Annotated in this window: 21 protein-coding genes; 15 read left to right on the top strand and 6 right to left on the bottom strand. The window is 36.3% G+C overall.

Going from position 1 to position 25,450, the window contains the following annotated elements:
- Positions 1–34: 34 nt before the first annotated feature.
- The 6 genes from M2373_RS05670 to M2373_RS05645 all read right to left on the bottom strand — a co-directional run bounded on the left by M2373_RS05670 (position 35) and on the right by M2373_RS05645 (position 6,030).
- Positions 35–685: a response regulator transcription factor gene (locus M2373_RS05670; RefSeq protein ID WP_259108513.1), complete on the bottom strand. Its 651-nt coding sequence runs from the start codon at positions 683–685 to the stop codon at positions 35–37.
- A gap of 224 nt (positions 686–909) precedes the next feature.
- On the bottom strand, positions 910–1,380 hold the full coding sequence (locus M2373_RS05665) for an OsmC family protein (protein WP_259108511.1): 471 nt from the start codon (positions 1,378–1,380) through the stop codon (positions 910–912).
- Positions 1,381–1,457: 77 nt separating this feature from the next.
- Positions 1,458–2,879, bottom strand: coding sequence for a T9SS type A sorting domain-containing protein (locus M2373_RS05660; protein WP_259108509.1), 1,422 nt, complete (start codon positions 2,877–2,879; stop codon positions 1,458–1,460).
- A 122-nt stretch (positions 2,880–3,001) separates the two neighbouring features.
- Positions 3,002–4,561 carry a ribonuclease E/G gene (locus tag M2373_RS05655; RefSeq protein ID WP_259108507.1) on the bottom strand — a complete coding sequence of 520 codons (1,560 nt, stop codon included), beginning with the start codon at positions 4,559–4,561 and terminating at the stop codon, positions 3,002–3,004.
- Between the two features lie 367 nt (positions 4,562–4,928).
- Complete coding sequence (locus tag M2373_RS05650; RefSeq protein WP_002984212.1) at positions 4,929–5,219, bottom strand: HU family DNA-binding protein; 291 nt, start codon at positions 5,217–5,219, stop codon at positions 4,929–4,931.
- 139 nt (positions 5,220–5,358) lie between these two features.
- Positions 5,359–6,030 (bottom strand): response regulator transcription factor, encoded by a 672-nt coding sequence (locus M2373_RS05645; RefSeq protein WP_259108506.1) that lies wholly within the window; start codon positions 6,028–6,030, stop codon positions 5,359–5,361.
- Between the two features lie 178 nt (positions 6,031–6,208).
- On the opposite strand from M2373_RS05645, the gene M2373_RS05640 reads away from it, so the two are divergent.
- The 15 genes from M2373_RS05640 (at position 6,209) to M2373_RS05570 (ending at position 25,445) form a co-directional block, all read left to right on the top strand.
- Positions 6,209–6,745, top strand: coding sequence for a type VI secretion system transmembrane protein TssO (locus M2373_RS05640; RefSeq protein WP_259108505.1), 537 nt, complete (start codon positions 6,209–6,211; stop codon positions 6,743–6,745).
- Positions 6,746–6,756: 11 nt separating this feature from the next.
- Positions 6,757–7,281, top strand: coding sequence for a type VI secretion system transmembrane protein TssO (locus M2373_RS05635; protein WP_259108503.1), 525 nt, complete (start codon positions 6,757–6,759; stop codon positions 7,279–7,281).
- Between the two features lie 52 nt (positions 7,282–7,333).
- Entirely contained in the window at positions 7,334–8,242 is a 909-nt protein-coding gene (locus M2373_RS05630) for a PKD domain-containing protein (protein ID WP_259108501.1), read from the top strand.
- Positions 8,243–8,290: 48 nt separating this feature from the next.
- Entirely contained in the window at positions 8,291–10,690 is a 2,400-nt protein-coding gene (tssR, locus tag M2373_RS05625; RefSeq protein WP_259108499.1) for a type VI secretion system protein TssR domain-containing protein, read from the top strand.
- 91 nt (positions 10,691–10,781) lie between these two features.
- Positions 10,782–11,285, top strand: coding sequence for a DUF4280 domain-containing protein (locus M2373_RS05620; protein ID WP_259108496.1), 504 nt, complete (start codon positions 10,782–10,784; stop codon positions 11,283–11,285).
- 18 nt (positions 11,286–11,303) lie between these two features.
- A complete protein-coding gene (locus M2373_RS05615) occupies positions 11,304–14,471 on the top strand; it encodes a hypothetical protein (protein ID WP_259108495.1) in 3,168 nt (1,055 codons plus the stop codon).
- Between the two features lie 40 nt (positions 14,472–14,511).
- Positions 14,512–15,120 (top strand): hypothetical protein, encoded by a 609-nt coding sequence (locus tag M2373_RS05610; protein ID WP_259108493.1) that lies wholly within the window; start codon positions 14,512–14,514, stop codon positions 15,118–15,120.
- Between the two features lie 16 nt (positions 15,121–15,136).
- Entirely contained in the window at positions 15,137–15,748 is a 612-nt protein-coding gene (locus M2373_RS05605) for a hypothetical protein (protein ID WP_259108491.1), read from the top strand.
- Positions 15,749–15,882: 134 nt separating this feature from the next.
- The gene (locus M2373_RS05600; RefSeq protein WP_259108488.1) at positions 15,883–16,374 is read left to right on the top strand and encodes a hypothetical protein; all 492 of its coding nucleotides are present in this window, start codon (positions 15,883–15,885) and stop codon (positions 16,372–16,374) included.
- Between the two features lie 155 nt (positions 16,375–16,529).
- Positions 16,530–17,495: a hypothetical protein gene (locus M2373_RS05595; RefSeq protein WP_259108486.1), complete on the top strand. Its 966-nt coding sequence runs from the start codon at positions 16,530–16,532 to the stop codon at positions 17,493–17,495.
- Between the two features lie 187 nt (positions 17,496–17,682).
- Positions 17,683–18,087, top strand: coding sequence for a type VI secretion system tube protein TssD (gene tssD, locus M2373_RS05590; protein ID WP_259108484.1), 405 nt, complete (start codon positions 17,683–17,685; stop codon positions 18,085–18,087).
- A gap of 288 nt (positions 18,088–18,375) precedes the next feature.
- Complete coding sequence (locus M2373_RS05585; RefSeq protein WP_259108482.1) at positions 18,376–20,871, top strand: ATP-dependent Clp protease ATP-binding subunit; 2,496 nt, start codon at positions 18,376–18,378, stop codon at positions 20,869–20,871.
- 41 nt (positions 20,872–20,912) lie between these two features.
- A complete protein-coding gene (locus M2373_RS05580; protein ID WP_259108480.1) occupies positions 20,913–21,767 on the top strand; it encodes a lytic transglycosylase domain-containing protein in 855 nt (284 codons plus the stop codon).
- A 67-nt stretch (positions 21,768–21,834) separates the two neighbouring features.
- A complete protein-coding gene (locus M2373_RS05575; protein WP_259108477.1) occupies positions 21,835–23,772 on the top strand; it encodes a type VI secretion system Vgr family protein in 1,938 nt (645 codons plus the stop codon).
- Positions 23,773–23,774: 2 nt separating this feature from the next.
- Positions 23,775–25,445 (top strand): DUF2235 domain-containing protein, encoded by a 1,671-nt coding sequence (locus M2373_RS05570; protein ID WP_259108475.1) that lies wholly within the window; start codon positions 23,775–23,777, stop codon positions 25,443–25,445.
- The last annotated feature ends 5 nt before the right edge of the window (positions 25,446–25,450 follow it).

Below are 25,450 nucleotides of genomic sequence, written 5' to 3'. Positions count from 1 at the left end.
GTTTGGAATTTTCGATTAATTAAGGTTGGTTACTTTAGTCAATGATATGATTTTCAAGTGCATATTTTACGACCCCTACGGAGTTTTTTACATTAAGTTTTAAAAGAATTCTTTTACGGTGGGTTTCTACAGTATTAATGCTGATGAAAAGTTTTTCAGAGATATCTTTACTGCTGAGCCCGTCGCAGATCAGTTTTAAGATTTCCATTTCACGTTTGGTGAGAGGATCTTTGATGTGGATTTTGTGCTGCCCCTGATCATGACTGATAAAATTGAGCATCCTCTCTTTGGCATAATCACAAATATAAATTTCATTGGAAAGCAAAGACTGAATCGATCTCATGAATTCATCATACCTGCTGTTTTTATCAAGATAGCTTTTAATTCCCTTATTGAATAACTTCCGGATATCGATAACATCATAACTGTTTCCTATAATGATGATTTTGATGTTTTTATTCTGAGAGGTTATACTTTCTACAGATTTGCAAAGCTCCGTCAGCATAAGCATATTTGAGCTTATCATCAGAAACTCCGGAGGTGATGTATTGAGCTGTGTTGAAAGGTTTTCGTAAGAATTACAAATGTCTATTGAATTAAAAATCTTACTCTGGGTAAGAAGTTTTGATAATCCTTCAGTGTATAACATGGGTTCATCAAAGATGGTCAATCTAGGCTTCATCATGATTAGTTTTATTTATATAAAAATAGTAAAAAAAACGTTACATTTTATATAAATATGTAAAAAATAACAAAATTTATTGATTTAATTGATAATTTAAACCTTGTTTTGTTGGTTTTTTGCTAAATAAATCCCTTTTTGTGGAGTTTTGTTTATGAAAATTGGAGTTATTTTAATGTATGATGTCTATTTATGGTATTTTTTGATGTTTTTAATTAATGTTAAAATTATTTAACTAACACAATAGGGATATGTTTTACAGGAAAGTTAACAGAGTTGGCAATGAAACAAAATTCATTGGCTTTGTGATGAAGCTCTTTAGCTTTTTCGATCATTGATTCTTCTGTTACCGTTACGGTAGGGTTTAGGGTGATTTCTGTAAAATGACCGCTGCCATTAGCTTTTTCTTCCATAATTCCGGTTGCATGATCAATGTAATCTGTCACGATAATACCGGCTTCAGAACAAAAATGAAGATACCAGAGCATATGGCAGGAAGAAACAGAAGATAAAAAAAGATCTTCAGGATTGTGCTTGGTTTTATCACCCCGGAACGCAGGATCTGAAGAAGCTTCAATTTTTACTTTCTGATCGGTCAGAATTTCATGGCTTCTTTCATAGTTTCTGTAATTGCTGGTTCCCGTACCTTTGTTGCCTGTCCATTGAATTGTCGTTTTGTAATGATGCTCTTTACTCATTTCTTTAATGGTATTAAAAAAGTATCTGCTAAAGATAAGCAAATCCTTTTTTGATAAAGAATGAAGACTCATTTGGATTAGTTCTTCAGTACCTTTTTATGAACGGTTTTACCATTTTCAAAACTAACTTTTAGAAAATATAATCCTTTTGATAATTCTGAAACTGCGGAATTGTTTTCTTTTACTGTTTTTACAAATTTGCCATCAGCAGAATATATTTCAATTTTGGTTACTTTTTCTTTCGTTTGGTAAACCAGATCTTGTTGTATGGGGTTTTCAAATGCGATATCATGAGTAAGTTTGAGGTTGTTTGCTGTTCCTAAAGTAGGATTACTTAACAGGAATTTTAAAATCTGAGTTCCTCTTTCTGCGATGATATTGTCATTATTTATGATCATTTCACCGATTCCGTCTGAGGTGGCTGTGGCTTCCGAATAATAATTGAAAACAGGATCTACAGCTCCTGTCTGAGTGAGTCTGGAGATAAAAAATGTTTCCCCCATTGAACCCGTCTGTCCTGCTATATAATAATTGTTATTATTTTCGGTTACTAAAGATAAGCTGCTGATTGTAAAAGGGTAAGAGCTGCTGTTGAATGTAAATGAACTATTATGGAGACCATTAGAATTAAGTCTGAAGATTTCATTGTTCATATTATAACAAACAATATTATTATTTTTATCCATGATGGCACTTCCGATCATCCCCGGGCTGGTTGTGAATACTGAAACTCCGTTGTTCCCAAAGCTTGTAAGAGGTTGCCCGTTGCTGTTGTATTTTTCCAACCCTCCGTTGGGGTAGGCAGTACTTGATCCCGGATGGCTATGATCACTGATAAGGCTTATGATATTTAACTGACTGTCTAAGAATACAAAATTCCCCATAGTACGTATAGAACCATTGTTCCCAAAAGTCGTGTCAATACTTCCGTCCGTATTTAATCTGTAAATACTTTTATAAAAATCCCCGGGTCCGTCAGACGACATACCGTAAATAATTATCTTATTATTTTGAAGGTACAGTCCATATCCATAGCTGTTAAAATCAGTATAAACGTTTGAAATTTTTGCGATTCCATTAGTACCAAAGCTGGTATCAGGCTGTCCGTTGGGAAGAAGTCTGGCAATAACGGTTCCGTCTGAGTCAAAACCATAAATAAGAAGTTTACCGTCTGCCAGTTTTGTTAAAAAGCTGTCTACACCTGCATAATAATTGCTGATGATAGTTTCGCCATTGTTTCCAAAGGAAGAATCCAGAGCTCCGGCAGGAGTGAGTTTTGAAATAACACATTCCGGGCTGTTTAAAGACGCATTTTCTCTGGCATAGGTAAAATAGATGCTTCCGTCCGTATTCTGAACAATTCTTTTCCGATAGGATGTGTTGATACTTGCTGTTACGGTGTATTTCCCATTTGAAGCAAAGGTGTTGTCATAAGAAACGATCTGTGCAAAAGCAGACTGTACTACAAAAAGTAGCACAAGAAATAAATTTTTTTTCATTGTGTTCGAAATTATTGTGTTTAAATAGTACAAGTAGAAAATTAAAAAAAGAAAATCTATTTGTAATATTTAGCAAATATATAAAAAAACCTCCAGTAAACTGAAGGTTTAAATTTTTTGTATTAATTAGAATATCCAATCAGCTCTTCTTTGTTGGCATTATAAATTCTATATTCTAAGTATTTAAAAGAATCCCTTGGAATAATGGTTACCCATTTTTTGTATTTTATAAACCATTTCATCTGGATGCTGTTGATTCCTTTAGTAAGGAACGCTTCCACGAAAGGATGAACGTGCAGGTAAAGTTTTCCTTTTTCCTTTTGCATAATCGTTCTCAGGGTTTCTCCCATTCTTTCCACAATAACGATCGGAGCTACAATTTCTCCGTCTTTATTAGGGTTTTCTTCTTTAGTTTCGATCTGTTTTTCCGGACGGTTTCTCTGTCTGGTAATTTGTATCAATCCGAACTTGCTCGGGGGTAGAATTTTGTGACGCGCTTTGTCACGTTTCATTTCTTCCTTAAGGTGTTCGTACAGATCTCTTCGGTGTTCAGGGTTGGGCATGTCGATAAAATCGATCACGATAATCCCTCCCATATCGCGGAGACGAAGTTGTCTTGCGATCTCTGTGGATGCCATTTTGTTTACATTTAGGGCATGCTCCTTATTGGCTGTATTTCCGGCTGTAATATTGTTTCCGGAGTTGACGTCGACGACGTGAAGGGCTTCTGTATGTTCTATGACAAGATAAGCACCTTTTGAACTTGGAATATTAACGTGTTTTCCAAAGCTTTGTTTAAGCTGTTTTTCAACGTTGTAATATTCGAGTAGAGGAATGTGGGAATTGTAAAAATGGACAATATTCTTTCTTTCCGGAGCGATAACTTCCACATAGTTTTTCATTTCTTCCACCATTTGTTCGTCATCACACGTAATGCTTACGAAATCCTGGTTGAAATTGTCTCTAAGAATAGCTGAAGCTTTGTCTTCTTCGCTTAAAACTCTGGACGGAACTTTATTTTTTTGGATGTTTTTAAAAGTAGTTTCCCATTTCTGAATCAGCTGATTCATGTCATTGTGCAGGTCGGCTACTTTTTTACCTTCGGCTACGGTTCTGATAATCACTCCGAATCCTTCAGGTTTAATACTTTCAATCAATGTTCTCAGTCGCTCTTTTTCTTCGAAACTTTTGACTTTCTTAGAAATTGAAACTTTGTTGTCGAAAGGTATTAATACCAAAAAACGCCCTGTTAAAGAAACCTGAGTAGAAATTCGGGGTCCTTTTGTGGAAATGGGTTCTTTGGTAATTTGCAGCAGAACAAGGTCATCTTTGGCGATCACTTTGTCTACGGTTCCGTTTTTGTCTATTTCGGGTTGTATTTCGAAATTTTTTAAGCTTGAAGAACTTTGTTTTTTAGAAATCGTATCTCTTAAAAACTTTCGATAGGTAAGATATTGTGGTCCCAGATCCTGATAATGCAGGAATGCATCCTTCTCATATCCTATATTTACGAATGCGGCATTAAGGTTAGGTGCCAGTTTTTTTACTTTTCCTACAAACAAATCTCCAACTATAAATTCGCTTTTGTCCTCTTGCTCATGAAGTTCACATAGTCTTCCGTCTTCCAGCAATGCAATCTTTGTAAGATCATCCTCATGCGAAACTATTAGTTCTTTCTTCATTTTGTTATAAGGTAAAATTGTTAAGATTAAAGGAAATAGGTCTGTTTTTTGGGTGTTGAATGAATCTTAAATTTAAGAATTAAATTAAAACATTCGTGATTTCTTTAAAAAAATCTATAAAAAACTCCTTATTTCCACGGAATCCTATAGTTGCAAAACAAAAATATAGTCGGTGAACCTTTAAAACTTAAAATCACCAACTATATTATTATATTGTAAATCTCGAGAAAAAGAGATTATTTTTTCTTATGTCTGTTCGCTCTTCTTCTTTTCTTTCTCTTGTGTGTTGCAACCTTGTGTCTTTTTCTTTTCTTTCCGCTTGGCATAATTTTAATTTTTTAGTAACTAGTTAATATTCAGTTAATTTTTATTTTACTGCAACTTTCGTTTTTACTTTCTCAACAAAAGATTTTGAAGGTTTGAAAGCAGGAATGTTGTGAGCAGGAATCTCAATTGCAGTGTTTTTAGAAATATTTCTCCCTGTTTTAGCAGCTCTCGTTTTAATGATAAAAGAACCGAAACCTCTTAAATAAACGTTATCCCCATTATACATAGAAGTTCTGATCTCCTGCATAAAAGCTTCTACAACTTTCTGTGTTTCATTCTTTTCTGTTCCCAACTTATTTGAGATGGTGTTTACCAATTCTGCCTTTGTCATTTCCTTTTTTAATTTTAAATTTTAGGTGTGCAAATTTAGTTAAAAAAATTGAATACTAGCAAATTAGTGGCAAATTATTTTTATTTAAAATGTTGAGATATTAGTGTTTACTCTGTATTAATATTACATTAAAAAGACTTTACATGCTGGAATTGTAATATCCATTTTCCACGCAGAAGCGGATGAGATGCAGTTTTGTCTTCAATCCAAGCTTTTCTGTAAGCCTGTTGATATAGGTGTCAATCGTCCTTGTACTCAGGTTTAATTTTTCTCCGATTTCTTTATTACTAAAGCCTTCATAACAAAATTTCATGAGCTGAATTTCGGTTGAAGACAGCTCTTCCTGACTTTTTTTCTGCCTTTCCATATAATCCTGTACGGCCAGAGGCTGCTGTTCCCATTCCTGAGTGTAGGCTGTATAATCAAATGTATCGGAAACGATTTTTCCTTTAATGATATCTTTAATAATGTTGCTTTTTTTCTGACAGTAATAGATATTAGGCAGTTTAGAAAGTATTTCCGCCATATCTTCCTGATAGGTGCTGGAATAAGTAATGATAGGGGTCTCAGGATTGCTTTTTCTGATGTATTTTATAGCTTCAATTCCGCTTAATACCGGCATGAAAAGTTCTATGATGAAAACGTCTTCCTGTCTTCTGTAATTTCTGCTGATGAGCTCGTGCCCATTATTACAGTCATTAAGAAGCATAAAGAACGGATTTTCGGTAAGCGTCCTGATCATTATTTTTTTAAAATAAAAATCACTGTCTGCAATAGAAAATCTCACAGTATTAGTTAATGATTTACTCATTTTAATATCGATTTGGTGTATGATATTTAAAATTTAGAGGCCTAAGTTATGAAAATCTAGCGAAAATGAAAATTAATCTTAAATTAATTAATAGTGTGGTGTTTTTTAACTAAAAAAGTTAAATTTTGTGCATAAATTATTTTTTTATAATTTCACAGGCCAAACAAATCACAATAATATGTCTTCGAACAGGGAGAAAAAATTAAATAAATCAGACGTCAGGATAGGCATTTGGAAGTTTGTTCTATCATTTATCGTTTTATCGGCGGTTTCTTTTTGCTGCGTTTTCTTTTTCTTTAAGAGCTATGATGCTCAGAGAGAGGGAATTAAAAAAGAAGCGGATGCTTACAGAGAGTTGCTCACCCGTGGCGATCTTCTCAGAACCCATGTAGACAGCATTTTATACAGAATGGACCAGCTGGATATCGGCAAGGTCAATAATGATATTATCCTTAAAAATTATATTATGGATAATGTTCAGGATGCCAAAAACATCATGGGTAAGGACAGTGTGGATAATTTTAAGCATTATTCTATCTTAATGAAGCATATAGAACCTATGCTGGCTTTAAAAAACCAGATCGTAGGTGTTTCCTACAAAGAGCAGATTGCTTTGAGAGATCTCAGCGAATGCCGGGGAAAGATAGGAATTGCGAATAACGAACTGAAAGTAGATCCTACCAGAAAATTTACTGGAAGTAAAAGAAGAAAATAAATACACAAATTATGCAGGGACACATTTCGTTATCAAAAAAAGAAAAGCATTACCAGTTTATTTATTTAATATTAATGCTTGCCGCCGCGATAGTTTTTTTAAGTGTAATCTTTTTAAAAGGTTTTGAATCACCATTTTCTGATGAAGATGTGATTTCTATCCGTAATCTTGAAGAAAAATCAAAATTTGATCAGCAACAAAAATTTACATATAAATTATTAGACAGTACTTTTTCACAGATAAAAAGGCTTACCGATGAAGCGCCTTCTCCTTTTGAAGAAGACCGGATCATGAATGGGATCAATGATGTTGCTAATTATTATGCACGTAATAATACATTGGATATCAGAAAAGAGGCATATCCTCAGATTGCTAATTTTTATAAGATGTACTTCGATGATAAAAAAATTATTTCAAGTAAAACTGAGAATATCAAGAAGCTCGAAAAACAGTTTGAAGATTGCTCAATAGGTTTTAAAGAAAAGAAAAGCCAGCTTTTTCAGCGTGAAAATGCCCTAAAAGCAAGAAGCCAATAGTCAGATCAAAGGAGAATTACAGAAAACAAAACACATCACACAATCATTAACTATGAATTACTTTCAAAAGAACAAGAAAAACATTATTATCGGTGTCATTGCGACGCTGCTCATTGCAGCTTTAGTCGTATTGTGGTTGCAGAAGAAAGTTATACACTCTGCCGATGATATTGTAGGGGTCGTATATCCGTCTTCGGTAGCGGTAGGGGATACCCTTTTATTTGAAGACAAAACTCAATTTGCAAAAACTAAAAGATGGAGCTTCGGTGATGGTACCACATCAGACAAAAGCAGCGGAATACATTTTTATAACAAGCCCGGATACTATCAGGTAACATTGATTGTTGACAGCAAGTATTCTAAATCATTCCCCGTGATGGTTTCTGCAAGAAGTCTTCCGAAACCTAAAGACACAATGAAGATCAAAACGACTATTGACGGACCTTCTCAGGCGATGCAGTTTATCAATGTGCAGTTTCGTGCTATTTCTGATGCCAAACAGTTTACATGGAAGTTTGGAGAAACCGGAAATATCGACTCTAAAGATAAGATGGCTATTTACTCTTACAAAAAACCGGGTGACTACGTGGTGACCTTGTTTACAGATGAAGGAGAAGAGCCTATTTTGCACCACATCAAGATTCTTCCGGCTTATGATGCAATGGAAGAAGAAGTGAGCGTAGAAGATGCTTATGCTAAAATTGATAATGATTTTAAATATCACCTGCAGCAGATTGCCAACGGGAATAGTTTCAATACCCATTACAATTATTTACTGAGAACATATCTGTGTAACAATGAAAATACGGTAGTGAAAGTTAATGACAGTAAAGCCAATAACTTCTATATGTATTGTGCAGGGCTTCAGTTTGATAAGAATAATGTCATTCAGACTGTAAAAGTGAATTTTGATGATACACAGAACTGTGTAACCAAAGTGGATATCAATCAAAGTAAATAATGTATTTGCTCAGCTTTTTGAGCACACCAATCATAAAAGAAAATAAGGATGAGAAATAAATTTCCTCTAGCAGCATATTATATAGGAGTTTCGGTATTATTAACGAGTTGCCAGGTCAAACTGCCCTCCAAAAAAACTCCTGAGCCGTCACAATATGGTCAGGTTGATAACTCACCTGTCGTCAATGGATTTCCAAGAAAATCAGTTCCGTGGATTGCTATTTCAGACCGATCCAGAAATACGGCTTATCTTGATAAAAATGATGAAAAATCATATAAGGAAGTTAAATTTTTAGAGCCGTTAATGGTTTTAAAACACAGAGACGGGATGGTGAAAGTAGCAGAATATGTTCCTGATGCTTTGATGAAAAAGGTCTCTTCAAAATCTATCAAGACATACGGCTGGATTCCGGAGTCCGATCTACTTCTTTGGAGCAACTCTCTGAAAAGCGAAAAAACAGGTTTTCCGGTAAGGGTAGCAGTTCTTCCGAGCAACAGTGAGGTGATCAGAAGTTCTGAGAGATATTACAAAAATGATTCGATCATGGTGTTTAATTCTCCAAGTCTGATTGAACAGGCCAATGTGAAAATTCCAAACGGACAGATTGTTTACGTATACAAACAGGCTGAAAATAATAAAAGATTCTTGGTCGGGAAAAAACCTTCTGTAGATATCGACAGCATCAATACAAGCCTGTACGGATGGGTGAGCTCTAATGTTATTTCGGCCTGGGGTGAGCGTTCTGCCCTTAAAATGAAAAATACAACCGGAATTTCGGAGTCAGCTTTAGGACTTCACGAAGGACATCCCGGAGGAAATGATACTGAAAACAGAACAGCTGTTCTTCTTACTGATGTTAATAAAAGATCACCCCTGGAAAATATTTATCCGGTAAGTTTGCCCCTTAATGAAGCACCAACTCCGGATTCGAAGACAAAATATTTTACAAATATTTTAGATTACAGTAAAAATTATGTTTTCAATGTACTGGGAGAACCAATTTATTTTGACCGCTACAGAGAGATTACAGAAAGAAATAAAAAAATAAATATCGTTTTTGCATTGGATATCAGTGCTCCGAACGCACCGTATGCACCGATTGTGAAATCTTTGCTTCAGGATCTTCAGTTGAGATTTGAGAAACCTTCTTATTTTAATACCGTAAAATACGGCGTAGTTTTATATAAAAATAATTCTTGCGGAGATAATGTTGCAGTATCTAATTTAAGTACAGATTACAGTAAAATAACAACATTTATCGATCAGAAGACCAATGAGATGAATTGCCCTAGCAATATCGGAAATCAGCCGGTCAATGAAGGATTAATGGCTGCCGGAAATCTTCTTTCCAATGTTCCTGATGAAACGAATATTGTCATTACAGTAGGAACATCTGCCAATCAGAGCGGAAATATGTATGGAGTCATTAATTCCCTTACGCAGGCTCAGGCGAGAATGATCATGTTCCAGACCAGTGCAAGATCGTCTGATACCTATAATGATTTTGTATTGCTTTCTGAAAATGTAGTCACCAATACTGCTAAAAATATTGCTGAGCTGAAGAAACAGAAAATTATCAATCAGAATGATGTTCTGACAAAAAATAACTTTAGCCTGATCGAAGGTGATGCCGGATTTTTCTCTTTAGATTATCCTAAGCAGAGTATGTCTCAGGGCTTTGTTATATTTCCTAAAAAAGGAGATATCGGAACTCCCGGATATCTTAAAAAATCTGTTGACAGCTTAATTGCACAGGTAACTTTGGATAATGAAACATTAGACAAATCACTGAATGATTATTTCCATTCTTCGGTAGGAGCGGGAAGAACTGATGTGGATCTGAAGTATAAATATCTTTATCCGGGACTTACAAACCCTGTTCCTGCAGGTATTGCAGCACAGTTGATCAATTATGGAAACCCGTTTTTGGTGAAAGGATATATTCCAAAAGAGCTGAAAGACTTCAAACCGGGATTGGAAAAAGGAATTTTAATTTCTGAAACCGAATATGATAATTTAAAGGCTTTCTACACTGAGGTATATATGAAAACAGGGGCGGAAAGATCAGATTTCAGTCAGTCGAGAGCCATCAGAGAGTATGTAAATCTTCTTAAAAAATACAATCCTACCATAAAGTTCCTTGATAAAGGTGATTTATACGACCAGCCAATGTCTTATTCGGTTGGGGTAAGTACAGGATTTGATAATTCTGAAGAAGAGTTGATGTCTAAATACAAACTTAAAGGCTGGAAAAAATCTAAAATAGTGACCAACGAAACGGTAAGGACTTATTTCAGACACTATAAAGATTTGGCAGAAAGAATGTTGAGCCACAGAAATGATCCGGCAGTGAAAATTCAGCAGAACGGACAAACATTTTACTGGCTTAATGAGTATTTTATGCCAACAATGTTACCTGTTGAAGAACCCCAGTATACCAAACATTAATAATCTATAATATTGAAAAGCAGAAATAAATTTCTGCTTTTTTTATTTTTTCATGTAAATTTTTTATCTTTATGTTACCAAATCATAAAATATGTCTACTCAATCATCCCCTCACGACGGCAAACATTTTGTCGTCCAAAAAGGCAAAGCCCAGTGCAATCAGGGTGATCAGTTGCCACAGCATAAAGTGACAGCCCATCAGCATCATTATTGGAATGATTCAGATGGCAATGCAGATTTCCTTGCCGTAACGGAAGATGACCTGCAGTTTAATCCTCCCGGACCCAGTTTTGGACAATGCAAACTGAAACCTACTCCCGGTGGATATTTACCGTGTTCCTATGCACCTGCAGGAAAATGGCAGAAAACCTATAATAAAGTGAATATCATTGGGAAAAGTATCGTTACCGAAATTTCCGAACTGCAATGCTGTATCGGAGGAATGATCACAATTAATGATCACGGACAGCGAGGGCAAATGAGCAAGCAGAATGTAAAAACGGCAGACAGTAAAACCGTACAGCATATCAATCCGCTGGTAAAAATGCAGAACTTTAAAGAGCTTGTTGAAGAAAGTGAAATAGATGCTTATTAACCTTTAATCATTTTCTTTATGTCAAAACAAGGCGTTTCAAAAATTACCGGAAATCCTAATCCGAAAGTGGGTGAAAAAACATCATACACTATTGAGGAATGGTATCCGGCGACCCCTGAAAATAAAAAAAATCCGGCTTTAGTAACCTGGGAACTCTTTAAAAGACGTTCCAACGGAAGCTATACGACGACCAATATTAAAAAAGTAGGAAATGGAGATTTTACATTCGGAGAGGTAGCCTCAAAGCATACGTACCGCCTTGAAGCTTATCTTCATACTTCGGAAGGTAAAGGTCCTACCACCATTGATATTACCCCGAAACAGGCTGGTGTTCCGAAAATCAATAAAGTAGAACTGCATTATGTTGATGATTCTGTAGGGACGGTTTTCAGTTATAACGAAAAACTGATTGCCAAGGCTCAATGTGTTAATCTTAGAGGTGAAAAATTATTATTTACGCTTTGGGAAGACAGTACAGCAGGGGATGGTCATCATGCGACTAATTTATTTGTAGACAGCAAACAGGTCATCGTTGAAAATAATGGGACTGCCACAGCCGAATTTATACTGACAAAGGCCTTAATGCAAAAAGCAATTAATGGAGAAAGAGATCCTCAGAAACTGGAGTTTTATGTTACTGTAGAATATTATGAAAACAGGAAACATGCAACAAATAATGTGGATATTCAGAATCCGGAATATAAAGAGCCTGCCCGGCCTGCTGCAGAACCAAATAAAGAAGAGCCTGTATCTTCTCAAAATAATAATCCTCCTGTAAAAGCAGATGAATCCGCCTCCGAAAAACCGGCTTCCAAAAAAGAAGAAAGCGGAGTCGGAGATACTGCCGAAAAACCGGTCGACTATCAGGAAGCGAAAGGAACAGTAGAACCCGAGCAAAAGCCAACCCAACAGACTCCTGAAGGAAAAAGTACCAGCGTAGTGGAAGAATTGAAAACGGAAAGTCTTCTTGATGCCTATTTTGCCAAAGAAGAATTTACAGTACAGACTGATGAAACCGATGGGCAGCATACGTACACTTTTCAGGGCAACAACAATAATATCAATAAAGATAGTGTGGCCAATATCATTAAGACGAAAGTGGATGCTTCCGTTAAAAAAGATAAAAAATATGCTAAGCTCGACACTATAAAAGCAGCACTTACCAAAACATCATATGCAAAAGGCGAATCTGTTTCTTTTGCTCTCAATAAGCTGGGACCTGCATATGTCAGAATTAATAATGCACCGTTGGAAGACGAGGTGTATATAGTCGCCACTACCATGTTGCTGGATGGTAAGGAGGTGAATATTAATATCAGAGAAAAAGAACCTATCCTTGTAGAAAAAGATGCCAATCTTCCCGTACTGGAAGCTAAGGAAAACGGAAATGAGCTGACTACTTTAAAGGCAACCGCCCAAAATGGTATTGCAAAAGTGAAAATTAAGCTCCGTCCGAAGTCTGATGACACCTTAAAAACCTGGAGAGATAAGCTGAGTGGCATCAAAGACGGAACCCATACGTATACTTTCGGAGGCAATGGAAACAATACCGGAACGGAGGCTCAGAAAAAAAAGATCGCAGGGATCATTTTAAATAAAATTAAAGCCGAACTTGGCGAACTGAAAAAGTTTGCAAAGGTTGAAACGATTGAGGCTGCTCTGACAAAAGAGGTCTACAATAAAGATGAGCAGGTGACCTTTGATATTTACAAAAGTGTTATCGAATATCTTTGGTTAAAAGCCGATTGTCAGGGTAATCTTAAAAAACATGAAGGCGAATTTCTTAAAAAAGAAGGAGCCTATTTCGAAATCGGTAAAAAATGCCCGAGATGCAAAGAAAAAATCACTCTTGAGCAAATTGAATCCTTATTTGGCGTACTTCCGAATCATAAGACTTTTAGACAGGAAATCGTAGATAATTTAAATAAATATATTTTCGATTCCGGAAAAGAAATCCATATTGATACCTGCTTAAGAAAAGCCCATTTCTTTGCTCAGGTAGGTGCAGAAACATCAGGAATAAATCCCGACTGGATGGTGGAAACAGATGCTGTTCCTTACGGAGCTTCCAATATTACGACAAGTTTATTTGGGGAAAGAGCAACAAAACTGAGCAATGACGGGAAAATAAATGAATATTGTGCCGAAAGACCTCAGAAAAAATTACTGAGTTTTTTATACGCCGCTGAAAACGGTTTTGGAAACGGAAACGGAAATGAAGCGAGTGGTGATGGATATACTTTCAGAGGACGTGGACTGAAGCAGTTGACGGGGCGTGGTAACTATAAAGAAGCTTCCACTTATTTAAAAGAGATTTTCCCTGATGAATATATCGATCTTGAAGCCAACCCCGACAAAGTGAAGGAGGCTAAGTATGCGGTACTTTCTGCCATCGCCTATTGGGAAAGTGTTGAAGTCTGGAAAACAGCAGATACAATAAAAGTGTCTACCGATGATAATATCAAAAAAATAAGAAAAAAAGTAAACGGAGGAACAGCAGGCTGGAAAAAGGCTAAGGAATATTTCGAAAAAGGAATCGATGTGTTTAAGGTAAATTCCTGTTCTCCTGTAGAGGGAGACTCTACATGGCACGATCCTATTGATAATCCACAGAGAACATATTATAACTCAGCCGGAGTTCACAAAGAACAAAACGGAGCTTTCGGACCTGTAAGAACCAAAATTGAAAATGGAGTAGCAGTTCCGAAAAATCATCAGGGTCTTGATATTTTTGCCGATGTAGACACACCTTGTAAAGCCTGTCTCGATGGAACCATTGTGAGTTACAGCAACGAAGGAGCCAATGGTTACGGTAATGTGCTGGTTCTGGAAGTAAGCGGAGAAGATCTGCGAAATGCAAAACGGGCATATGCTCATGAGTTTACAGCCGAAGTGGAAAATGGAACCGGATTTGATATCAATGCAGAGAAGTTTTATCTTCGTTACGCTCACTTAAAATCAGCAGAAAAAACCAGCGGACAGGTAACTGCCGGCGAACTAATTGCTCATTCGGGAGATTCAGGAAATGCCAGTGGAGTTCCGAATCCTCACCTCCATTTTGAAGTTGCCATGAAAGCTACAGGAAACGGAACAGGGCTTCAAAACCGATACAATCCTGCTTATTTTGTAAGATTAACGGCGATTGATCAGCCAGCTCAGGAAACCGTGAAAAATGCAAGATCATAATTTTTTTAATAAACTGATATAACGGATAATAACTAACGCAATGCACAGATTTTTAAAGATATTTTTTCTTTTCGGATTATTCTTTTGGATCTGCCCGTATAACGGCCAGTTCCTAGAAGGAGAGTCTTCCGAAGTCTCTGGTGACATTTCGTATGGAAGTAAGTCAAAGGAAATTTCTTTTGATCTGATCAGTGCCTTTACGTTTAACAAAGCCAAAAACTCTTTTGCGCATCATACAACCAAATTGATGGGCACAAAAGATGGCGGATTTGATATCCATAAGAAGAATAAGAAGCTGACCCATATCGATTTTTCAGATTTTGAAGGACCTGGTTTTTCAGTGTATTCTTATCAGTCCAAAAAAGATAAAGCATTGGAAATTATCATTATTGAAGGTCAGGCAGATATAGGAACAGCATGGTATTATGCCGTTGTACTAAAAAATGAAAATCTGGCTGATCAATTTTATATTAATGAACCCAGGAGTAATTCTGAAACTACAGATATTAAAGATTTTATCAGTATTTCTTTAGAAAATAAAACGCTTGTTTTTAAATTTAATAAAGAAAAAATCGCTGGATATTCCAGTGTTTCTGAAGATCTTAAATCCGATAATCAGTATCTTTATCTTGAAAAGAAGATTAAATAATAAAAACAGATTGAATATGAGTAATATAAAGATCATAAAAAACTTTTGCTTTTATTCTTTCCTCCTGTTGGCTTTTATGCTGACAGGCTGTACAAAGAATCGGGCAACTGCAAAAAATGAATATGCTGAAAAAACAAAATTTTCAACAGTCAATGCAAGTATATCAATCGATCAGAAAGAAACAGCTCCTGTGCCTGAATCCAAACCAAATACGGATAAAGATGAGGTTTCTGTTGTAGATCTAAAAGGGAGCTGGGCCGTAAACTGCGAAAACGGACTTACAGAATTGTCCATTGATAAAAGTGACGGATTTATGACGCTGTATTCTGATAATGCGATTTATATCAATGTTACCGTCAAAAAATCACCCGACAGTCCTGATTTTTTAATTTATTTTAAAAATACCGATTCGCAAAAAAGATTTTATAAAGACAAACCGAATGTCAATGATGCAGAAATTTCGAAAGATAAGCCAATAGGAAAATTATCTTCCAGCCAAAATAATCTTAAATTGGAGTGGTTTGGCTTATATAACAACAAAAATCAGAAATTTGATTTTAAAGATAATTTCATCATGATTAAAGAAAATGCGGGAAAAAATCCGGTCACTTTATATAAATGCCCATAAAATAATTTCAATTAAAATAAAAAACAGGTTGTAGAATATTCTATAACCTGTTTTTTATCAGAAGATTAAGATTACTTTTTATAGAGAGTTTTGGCACTACAATTGCTTCAGGAACGTTAACAAATGTTAAATTTATGATTGAAAAAAAAATTATTAGTTTAGGTCTCCTTGCCTGTCTGTTATTTTATTCCTGCAAAGAGACTGAAAAAATGATATCCCATGTAGACAACGATTCTGTTTCAGCACAAAAAGCAAGTGCTATAAAGCCTCAGACTCCCAAAGTTGTACAGACTGAAAAAAAATCTGATTCTCTTACTGCCGGTGAAATGACAATGATCGAAGGGAAATTTACAGCTAAGACCTGTGAAGACGGAAGATTTTCCATTATGCTTGAAAATAAAGGGAATAAAATAGGTTACAAAATTTTTGATAAAAAGAAGGTATTTGCTTCAGGAAGAGCAGATATTTTAAAAACGGATAAAGAAAACGAATTTAATCTTTCCATAGGTGCTATGGGTGGGATCCTGAAAGGTGACACGCTTACGATACAGAATTATGGAAATTCAATGAATCAGTTTGATCATTTTGGTCAGTGTGCAGATAAATATCTGAACTTTGTAAGATGATTTCAGAAATCAAATAATAAACAGGCAGCGGATTATTTTCGTTGCCTGTTTGCTTAAATAAATTTAAATATCTGATTTAATTAAAATAATAATGCAGAATAATTTGTAAAATAAATATTTTAAACTAAATTGGGTTCCGCCAAAAAAAATATGATATGATTGTTCATTTTATCCTTTCCGGAGAAACACTGGAAAGTATATCTGAAGAAATACAACTTGAAAATCCTAAATATCTTAAAGAATACCACAACCAGCGTTGTGCAAGAGAAGATTATATTCATGACAGGCTGGTGCCGCGAAAAAAACTGCTGATTCCCGGAATTAAGGAGATTAATGAATATAATAACAGAAATGACGCTCCTTTTAAAGCACTTAAGTTAAATCCTGCACTGGTTTTTAATCCTGAAAATCTTGATATGAAGTATTTCGTGGAAATTATAGAATCCGCAGAAAGAGAAGGTGAAAATATCGGACGCAATTTTATTACGTATACTGCTCATATAAAATGGATCGGAAAAGACGGTGATCATCATATTTTTGAACTGTCTAAAACTAATTTTTTCAATATGGATGGCAGCAAAATGGCTGATCTGGCAAGAGAATGTATGAATTTTATTTATCCTATGCTGATCTATACCAACCTGCAGGGAGAAGTGATGAAAATTGAAGTATTGGATGAGATTCTCAATGATTTTAATGATAAAAAAGAAAAACTTTTCGATCTATTTCCTGATAAATATGCCGGCATTTATATTGAGGAGTTCGAATTTATTGTTCGTGATAAAGAACTTTTCGATCGGAGAATGAAAGAAGACAGCTTTATTAAAGCTTATTTTGCGGCAATAAGAAATAAATTTATTAACGGAAAATCTTTTTTTTATCAGACAATTGGTGAAGAGAATCTTTCTGTTCATATTCAGCAAACTGTTTCAAACGATCAGTATTCGGATGAAATTGTACTTTTTCAAGGCTTAAATTCTCTGGAAAAAGACATCAGCTATTCGGGCAATTATTCGCTTTATACTGAGAATTCTGTAATTAATAAAGTGGAAATCGATTATTTTATTTCCCGCTACAGTGTAGAAAATAAAACTAAAATAATTATTAAACATCTTTCCTAAGCCTTTATAACAAAAGGTTTGGTCAGGTAGTTTAAGTCAAAAGTCGTAGAATTACGACATCAAATCGTAGAACTACGACAAAATTTAAGATTTAAACTAAATTACTTTCAGAAAAATTTTAACCGTTTTATCTTTGTTTCACAATCACTGAATCACAAAATATTATTAACGATTAAAATTTACAATCATGGCAGCAAATTCTAGAGGAATTTTAAAATTCAACGGAGGCGAAGGTCAAAAACTATTAAAGCTTAACTACAGCGTATCAAGATCTACAGACGTATCAGGTAGAGTAGCATCAGATCCTTCCAACGCACTAATCAAAGTTACAGTAGAAGCTACTGAAAAATCAGATATTTTAGAAAGCTTATTGAACGGAAAGTATAAGCCTACAACAGGTGAAATCACGTTCAACAAATCACACGAAGAAGGTACTCTGATTACTTTAAACTGGAATAACGGGTATGTTATCCAACACGAAGTAGACTTCGACGCCGTAGATGAAAACAGCATGCTGATCAGCTTCATCGTAAGTGCTGAAACCATCAACTATGGTAATTCAGAATACGCAGGTTTATGGCCTGGAGCATAATCAGGGTTTAACTAACATTCATAAAGATAAAGAAAGACTGTCCATCCAAGACGGTCTTTTTTTACCATTAGAAAATATATCTGTTTTTTAATTTGCTATGCATGAAATAGTATGAATATGTCACATTCTCAAGACCTATTTTTACATTATAAAAAAAACTAATATCTTAGTAAAGAATTAAAATTTTTAATGATTATGGTTTAATTGTTGTTGAAAATTAATGAAAACCAAATCAGAATAAAAATCACACCACATCAGATATAGTATTAATTTGAGAAAAATTGTAAAATGGGAGTACTAGTAACCAACGAAACAGTAAAGCAACTTTTTCATATCTCACAGTCAATTGCCAGAGAAAATTATAATGCAACCTATGGCGGTCCGCATATTCTGCAGGCTTTGATGCATAAAGATATCGGGCTTAACGAATTTTTAAAAAGTATTGATAAAGATCCCGGATATTTCTATGAATGGGCAGACGTTCGCATAGAGGATTATCCGAAAACAACCCATCTTCCGAATGAAGTGGGAGAAGATGAATTTGTTGACAATATCGTTGAAGAAGCTGATGACATCCGTTTAAAACTGGGTTTGGACGAAATTACTCCGATCTGTATTTTAACGGCTATTGTAAAGCCTCAGGTAGCTTTTACACTGCAACAGTTAAAGTCATTGCCTCTCAGAGAACACGAAATTTTTAATTTATACAGAAAAGATACTCCTTACGAAACTTCGGACAACGGAGAATTTTCTTCCATTTTTTCAAATGGTTCAGATTATTCGGATACTTCTTTTCCTTCTATTAAAAGTTATTGTACTGACAGAACGGCACAGGCCAGAAAAGGTGAACTCGAGAATATTATCGGAAGAGATAAAGAATTGAGAATGCTTGTTGAAATCCTTTGCAGAAGGAGTAAACCGAATGTCATTATCATCGGTGAGCCCGGAGTTGGAAAAACTGCTCTGGTAGAAGGGTTCGCTACAGAAATTATAAAAGGAAATGTTCCTGAAATGTTGAAAAACGGAACCCTGTTAGAACTGGATACAGGCGCTTTGCTGGCAGGAACTTCTTACAAAGGCGAAATTGAAGACCGTCTTAAAAAAGTAATTAATGAATGTAAAAAAATAGAGAAAGCCATTCTCTTCATTGATGAAATTCATACCCTTTTAGACCCGAAAGGAAGCATTGGAAATGTTGCCAATCTTCTGAAACCTGAATTGGCAAGAGGAGAAATTACGGTAATCGGTGCTACAACCCAGGAAGAATACAGAAAAATTATAGAGCCGGAACAGGCTTTCAACAGACGCTTTGAAGTCCTGACGGTAAATGAACCTGATGAGAAAACATGTGTCAAAATGATCGATGTTCTACTGGAAGGTTATAAAAAGCACCACGGCATCGAAGTCGAGAAAAAGGCTCTCCCTGAATGTGTACGTTTAGCAAAAAGATATGCAAAAGGTAAAAAACTTCCGGATGCAGCAATCGATTTGCTGGACAGAACAATGGCAGCGATAAAAATGCTTGACGAGCTTTCGGAAAAAGAACTGGAGAGCTGGAAAAGCAGATATGATGAAATTCTGCAGGAAGAATTTTTTGACGAAAAAGATAAAGCCGACGAATTGATCTGGACTTATAATTTGTTAAGGGATAAAATCAGTCCTATTTTGTGGGGCTCTCTGAGCGAACAGCCGCAAATTGATAATTCTATGCCTGTTGATGCTATTCAGAAAATTATTGAAGAAACATACACAGAGCTTTTACAGCACGCAGCAGTAAAAAGAGAAAAAGTAGACCGTCTGGAACTGGCAGCAGTAATGGCGGCAAAGACCAATATCCCGATCGGAAAAATTCAGGCTCAGGAAAAAGAAAAATTACTGAATATGGAAGGGCTTCTGATGAACAGAGTCGTGGGACAGGATCATGCATTAAAAATCCTTTCTGATGCCATTGTTGAAAATCGAAGCGGACTGAATAAGCCCGGGCAGCCTATTGGTTCATTTTTCCTTTTGGGACCTACCGGAACCGGTAAAACAGAGCTGGCAAAGTCGATGGCAGAATTGCTTTTCAATGACGAAAAAGCAATGGTGCGTTTTGATATGTCAGAATTTAAAGAAGAACATTCAGCAGCACTTTTATACGGTGCGCCTCCTGGATATGTAGGATACGAGGAAGGAGGTATGCTGGTCAATAAAATCAGACAGCAGCCTTATACAGTGGTGCTGTTTGATGAGATAGAAAAAGCCCATCATTCGGTTTTTGATGTGTTTTTGCAGATCATGGACGAAGGAAAAGTGCATGATAAGCTTGGAAAAGAAGGAGATTTCAGCAATGCCTTAATTTTATTTACGTCCAATATAGGAAGTGAAGAAATTGTAAAGCAGTTTGAAGAAGGAAAAATACCGGAATCTTCTTCATTAATGCAGATTATGTCAAATTCGGGACGATTCAGACCGGAATTTTTAGCTAGAATCACAGAGATTATTCCTTTTGCCCCAATCACCGAATCTATTGCCGAAAGGATCTTTAATATTCAGCTGAAATCACTTCATACTTCATTGACCCGACTGGGAATGAGCCTTAAAATAAGTGATGAAGCAGTCAGGCATCTTGCTTTAGGCGGGTTCAGCAGTAAATATGGGGCCAGACAGATTTCAGGAGTGATCAGATCTCAGCTGGCAAGACCGATTTCAAAAATGATCGTAAGAGAGGAAGTGAAATCCGGACAGACCATTCATGTAGACTGGAATTCTGAGGAAGAAAAACTGAACTGGAAAGTAGAATAAAACTAATCAGCAAATTAGCCTTATTCAAAAAATAAAAAACAATGAAACCAAATCTCAAAAATATCTTACCCATACTTATAATACTGACTTCTCAGCTGGTAAGCGGGCAGTTTCTTTCTGCATCGGATACGTCAGAAAATAGTGTGAAAAGATATAAAGCGATCATTAATTCCAATAAAGAAATCGTTGAGTTTATTGAATATTCACTCTCCGAAAGAGGATTGCCGAGACACCTCAGGAATTTAGCATTAATTGAATCGCATTTCAACAGGAATATCACTTCAGGAGCCGGAGCAGTAGGCGTCTGGCAGTTTATGACTTCTCATGCCAACCAATATGGTTTATCAGAGCAGGATCGTAATGATTTATATAAAAGCACCAAAACGGCAGCTGTGTCTCTGGCCAATCTTTACAAGAAGTACAATAACTGGGTCACAGTAGTAGCCGCTTATAACTGCGGTGAAGGAAATGTTGCTAAAGCGATGCAGACAGCAGGATCTTCACAGTATCATGTTTTTTACAAATATCTTCCTGCAGAAACCATTAATCACGTTAAAAAATATCTGAATGCATGTTATGCAACAGGGGAATTACAAAGTGTTTTAAGCAACTATAATTCTTCAAGGATGAATACCGTTTTCTTTGTTAACGGAGGAAGTAAAATCAACAACGGTGATTTGTCTGAAACCGAAATTAATGCGGGGTTCAATTTAAAAGTGATCGCTGACGAACTTAAAGTAGATGAAGAAAAACTGCTTTCCTGGAATCCCGGAATCAATGAAGAACTTCAGAATAAAGGAGAAAGTACTCTTTATCTACCGACAGATTTAATGCCGGATTTTTTATTAAGAAAAACAAAAATTCTCTCCCGATCGATCAAAGAAGGAGTAAAATAATACCAAACAACACCAAATAATATTAACACTAAGCGATAATGTTTAATCGATCCAAACACAAGGTAATATGAAAACAGAATCACAAAATATACTAAAAAGCCCTTCATTCCGTCCATCACAAAATGCAGACGGAGTGTCGGAAAATCACCACGCAGGCATCAACAGGCTGGTGAAATTATCTTTGGTCATCGAAGGTAAGGTGATCAAGTACTACAAGCATTTTAAGTTAAAACAAAGCTCAAAACGCCATCATGAGTTTACCCTTACGCTGGCTCATGATACCCTTGGCGACCGCCAGACCCATACCCTGGAGGAAGCCAATAAATTTCTGGGAAAACGTCTTACAGCCGTAATTTCTTATAAAGATATCGATGACAGTCCTGAAAGAACTTTTGTGGGAGTTATCACAGGTGTTGGGTTCAGCCAGGAAAGAATGAGTCTGGGTAATATTGTTCTGTCAGGATACAGCCCGACAATTTTATTGGACGGAGCTCCTCATATCCAGAGTTTTGGAGGCGGGCAGCCTGTCAATATGGGAATTATTGCAGAGGAAGTGATTAAACAGGGAATTGATAAAAGCCGTTTTGATGTAAGAATTGATACGAATGACTATTCTCAGATTATCTACAGCAGTCAATATGATGAGACCCACTATAATTATCTGGCCAGAATGGCTGAAGCATATGGTGAACAGTTCTACTACGACGGTGAAGTTCTGCATTTCGGAAAGCTTCCGGCTCAGAATAAACCGATAACACTTACTTACGGAAGCAGTGCGAATGACATTAAAGTTGAATTGAAGGCAGTGCACACAAAGCCTCAGTTCTACGGATATAACAGCAATAAAAATGAAAAACTGACTTCCGGAGAAACACCTGTTCAGCATGTAAGTGATTTAGCAAAGACAGCATATTCCCATAACGACAAAATTTATAAGACTCCGGCTTTACAGGTTGCTCCCATTAAAGCGACAACGCATCTTGATGTGGAATATTCTCAGAAAAGCGCCTCCGGAAGCGAAGCGGTGAATGTTTTTTCTCTATCTGGAAACACCACGGTTCCATTTTTACATCCGGGCTGTATTGTGGATATTCAGATGAGAAAAATTGATACTAATGAAAGTGATTATTTCACTAAAATTATGATCACAGAAGCAGTCCATGAGATTGATACGATAGGGCATTATTCCGGAAGTTTTGAAGGAATAGCTTCTGATACTGGATTTTTACCGAAACCGGAGTTTAAAATTCCGAAAGCGGAACCTCAGATTGCCACGGTTATCTCCAACGCTGATCCTGCAGGACAGGGAAGGGTTCAGGTAAGATTTGACTGGCAAAATAGTGATACCACTCATTTTATCAGAATGATGAGCCCTGATGCAGGAGGAACAGATCAGATCAGCCAAAACAGAGGTTATGTGGCGATTCCGGAAGTGGGGGATCAGGTGATGGTGAATTTTGTTCACAGTCACCCCGACAGACCTTTTGTAATGGGAGGTATGTTCCATGGAGGAGTTGGTCTTGGAGGCGGAGCAAATAACAGGGTAAAATCTATCCAGACCCGAAGTGGTCACAGAGTAGTCTTTACTGAAGATGAAAGCATCATCATTACCGATAAATCCGGAAACGAAATTCATTTGGATACGACAGGAAGCAATATTACCATTACTGCTCCTGAAACCATGACTCTGAATTGTAAAAATATGAACATCAACGTCGGAATGAATATGACGACCAATGTCGGAATGAATAAATCCGATACCATCATTGCAAACCATACCGAAAGTGTAGGATCGATGAAATATCTTACTACCGGCGCTGATTTTATGACGAATGTTGTCGGAAAAATGAGCCATTATGTAAAAGGAGATATGGAGGTATATGGTGAAAAGGAACATAAATTAACAAGCCTTAAAGGTGTTGAAGTAAACAGTCAGGGAAAAGTTGAACATCACGCAGAAAAAGAAGTTCAGAACAATAGTGGGGAGAAATCTAAAAATCACTAAAAATGAGCATCGAATATTTTGTAGAAGGTAAAACCACTACTCAGACAGGCGGGAATTACAAAATCTATGCTAAAGAAGGTATTGATCATAATAGTGGAGTCGCTGTAGAGCAAAAGGGAAACAGTAATGGCGTAAGCTACAATAAAGCAGAAAAGGTAAATCCTAATGATAAGCCTGTTAATACCATTGATGTAAACCTTAATCTTTTTTTTGACGGAACCCAAAATAATAAGACGAATACAGATCTTGGTGAAAAAAATGCCTCTTCCAACGGTAGCGACAGTTATGCCAATGATTTCAGCAATGTGGCAAGAGGATATGACGCCATTAATACGAGTGCTGCAAAACAGGTCACTGTTTATATCGAAGGGATAGGAACAGTGGATGGCAGCAGAGATACCATGAAGTGGTTCAACGATTATCCTAATAATGTAGGTTCTCCCTTAGGACAGGGAGAGAGGGGAGTTGAAGCAAAGGTGACCAAAGGATGCAAGACCGGAGCAGAAGCTATTGCCAAAAAATTTAAAGGAAAAGAAATTGATATTTTAAGGATCAATGTTTACGGATTCAGTCGTGGAGCTGCGGCTGCCAGACATTTTGTACATGTTGCCACATCCTCTGCGAGAGTAGTTCTGGATGAAGATACCAATAAATATTACGTCTATGCCCACCGATGGTTTGAGCAGTCGAAGCAGGAAAAAGATGCAGGATCTCATAATGAACAAAATATCGAAATTACTGCTGAAGACAGAAAACACACTTTTCTGCAGAGTTATGGATATTTTGGAGCGTGCCTTCTGAAAAATAAAATTAAAGTAAAGCGGGTTGTTTTCAATTTTATAGGACTTTATGATACAGTAGCCTCATTTGGGATGAATCACAGAGGCTTTAAAGTCGGTCCGTTGAGTGTCATCGATAGTGATGCTGAAGAACTAGGTTTAAATGCAGTAAGACAGGCTAGATTTGTACTGCAGATTGCTTCAGATAATGAATACAGAGACAATTTCAGTCTCACTGATATTGGAAGCACAGGCATTAACGGGCTTGAATTTACGCTGCCGGGAGTTCATTCCGATATTGGAGGTTCTTATAAAGATGATTACGAGGAAAAATCAAATCTTTTTAAAGGCAGTAAATCAGAATGTGAGGAAATGAAAAAGATTTTGGAAGATGAAGGCTGGTTTTCAACCGGACAGTTAAAGATTTATGAAATAGAAAAAACATTTCTCGGATACAATTACAGTACGGTATATGAATTGAGAGGAGTCAGAAACTTATCCAATCATTATGATAAAATACCTTTAAAACAAATGTTTCATTATTCAAAATCGTTTGAAGTGGAGTATGTTGATGGCCTTGTAAAGGATCATGAGATTACAAATCCGGATATTCAGAATGCTTTTAATCAGCTGGCTTCGTATATGAACCAGTGTAACCAGATCAGAAATGGCTATGTTGCAAAAAGCAATAAAGGGGAGAAAGTTTCGGTGTCACAATATATTAAAGAGGTAAAAGCATTATCTTACCTTTCAAGTATTGATGAAGAATTATTAAAAAAACTAAGGAACGGATTTTTCCATTGGTCGGTAAATATTGCTTCCACAGGAATGGGACCGAATATAACCAGCGTAGCTACCGCAGATAAAAGGAAAAGATACATCATTCCCGGATAAAAAAT

Origin of the sequence: Chryseobacterium sp. JUb7 (assembly GCF_024806495.1) — a bacterium.
GTDB lineage: Bacteria > Bacteroidota > Bacteroidia > Flavobacteriales > Weeksellaceae > Chryseobacterium.
The sequence above is the reverse complement of the archived record's forward strand: the minus strand, read 5'-3'. Positions and strand labels throughout refer to the sequence as shown.

Excerpts from the sequence above, each read along its gene's own strand:
- M2373_RS05670 (WP_259108513.1), bottom strand. The coding sequence starts at position 685 with ATGATGAAGCCTAGATTGACCATCTTTGATGAACCCATGTTATACACT.
- M2373_RS05665 (WP_259108511.1), bottom strand. The coding sequence starts at position 1,380 with ATGAGTAAAGAGCATCATTACAAAACGACAATTCAATGGACAGGCAAC.
- M2373_RS05660 (WP_259108509.1), bottom strand. The coding sequence starts at position 2,879 with ATGAAAAAAAATTTATTTCTTGTGCTACTTTTTGTAGTACAGTCTGCT.
- M2373_RS05655 (WP_259108507.1), bottom strand. The coding sequence starts at position 4,561 with ATGAAGAAAGAACTAATAGTTTCGCATGAGGATGATCTTACAAAGATT.
- M2373_RS05650 (WP_002984212.1), bottom strand. The coding sequence starts at position 5,219 with ATGACAAAGGCAGAATTGGTAAACACCATCTCAAATAAGTTGGGAACA.
- M2373_RS05645 (WP_259108506.1), bottom strand. The coding sequence starts at position 6,030 with ATGAGTAAATCATTAACTAATACTGTGAGATTTTCTATTGCAGACAGT.
- M2373_RS05640 (WP_259108505.1), top strand. The coding sequence starts at position 6,209 with ATGTCTTCGAACAGGGAGAAAAAATTAAATAAATCAGACGTCAGGATA.
- M2373_RS05635 (WP_259108503.1), top strand. The coding sequence starts at position 6,757 with ATGCAGGGACACATTTCGTTATCAAAAAAAGAAAAGCATTACCAGTTT.
- M2373_RS05630 (WP_259108501.1), top strand. The coding sequence starts at position 7,334 with ATGAATTACTTTCAAAAGAACAAGAAAAACATTATTATCGGTGTCATT.
- tssR (WP_259108499.1), top strand. The coding sequence starts at position 8,291 with ATGAGAAATAAATTTCCTCTAGCAGCATATTATATAGGAGTTTCGGTA.
- M2373_RS05620 (WP_259108496.1), top strand. The coding sequence starts at position 10,782 with ATGTCTACTCAATCATCCCCTCACGACGGCAAACATTTTGTCGTCCAA.
- M2373_RS05615 (WP_259108495.1), top strand. The coding sequence starts at position 11,304 with ATGTCAAAACAAGGCGTTTCAAAAATTACCGGAAATCCTAATCCGAAA.
- M2373_RS05610 (WP_259108493.1), top strand. The coding sequence starts at position 14,512 with ATGCACAGATTTTTAAAGATATTTTTTCTTTTCGGATTATTCTTTTGG.
- M2373_RS05605 (WP_259108491.1), top strand. The coding sequence starts at position 15,137 with ATGAGTAATATAAAGATCATAAAAAACTTTTGCTTTTATTCTTTCCTC.
- M2373_RS05600 (WP_259108488.1), top strand. The coding sequence starts at position 15,883 with ATGATTGAAAAAAAAATTATTAGTTTAGGTCTCCTTGCCTGTCTGTTA.
- M2373_RS05595 (WP_259108486.1), top strand. The coding sequence starts at position 16,530 with ATGATTGTTCATTTTATCCTTTCCGGAGAAACACTGGAAAGTATATCT.
- tssD (WP_259108484.1), top strand. The coding sequence starts at position 17,683 with ATGGCAGCAAATTCTAGAGGAATTTTAAAATTCAACGGAGGCGAAGGT.
- M2373_RS05585 (WP_259108482.1), top strand. The coding sequence starts at position 18,376 with ATGGGAGTACTAGTAACCAACGAAACAGTAAAGCAACTTTTTCATATC.
- M2373_RS05580 (WP_259108480.1), top strand. The coding sequence starts at position 20,913 with ATGAAACCAAATCTCAAAAATATCTTACCCATACTTATAATACTGACT.
- M2373_RS05575 (WP_259108477.1), top strand. The coding sequence starts at position 21,835 with ATGAAAACAGAATCACAAAATATACTAAAAAGCCCTTCATTCCGTCCA.
- M2373_RS05570 (WP_259108475.1), top strand. The coding sequence starts at position 23,775 with ATGAGCATCGAATATTTTGTAGAAGGTAAAACCACTACTCAGACAGGC.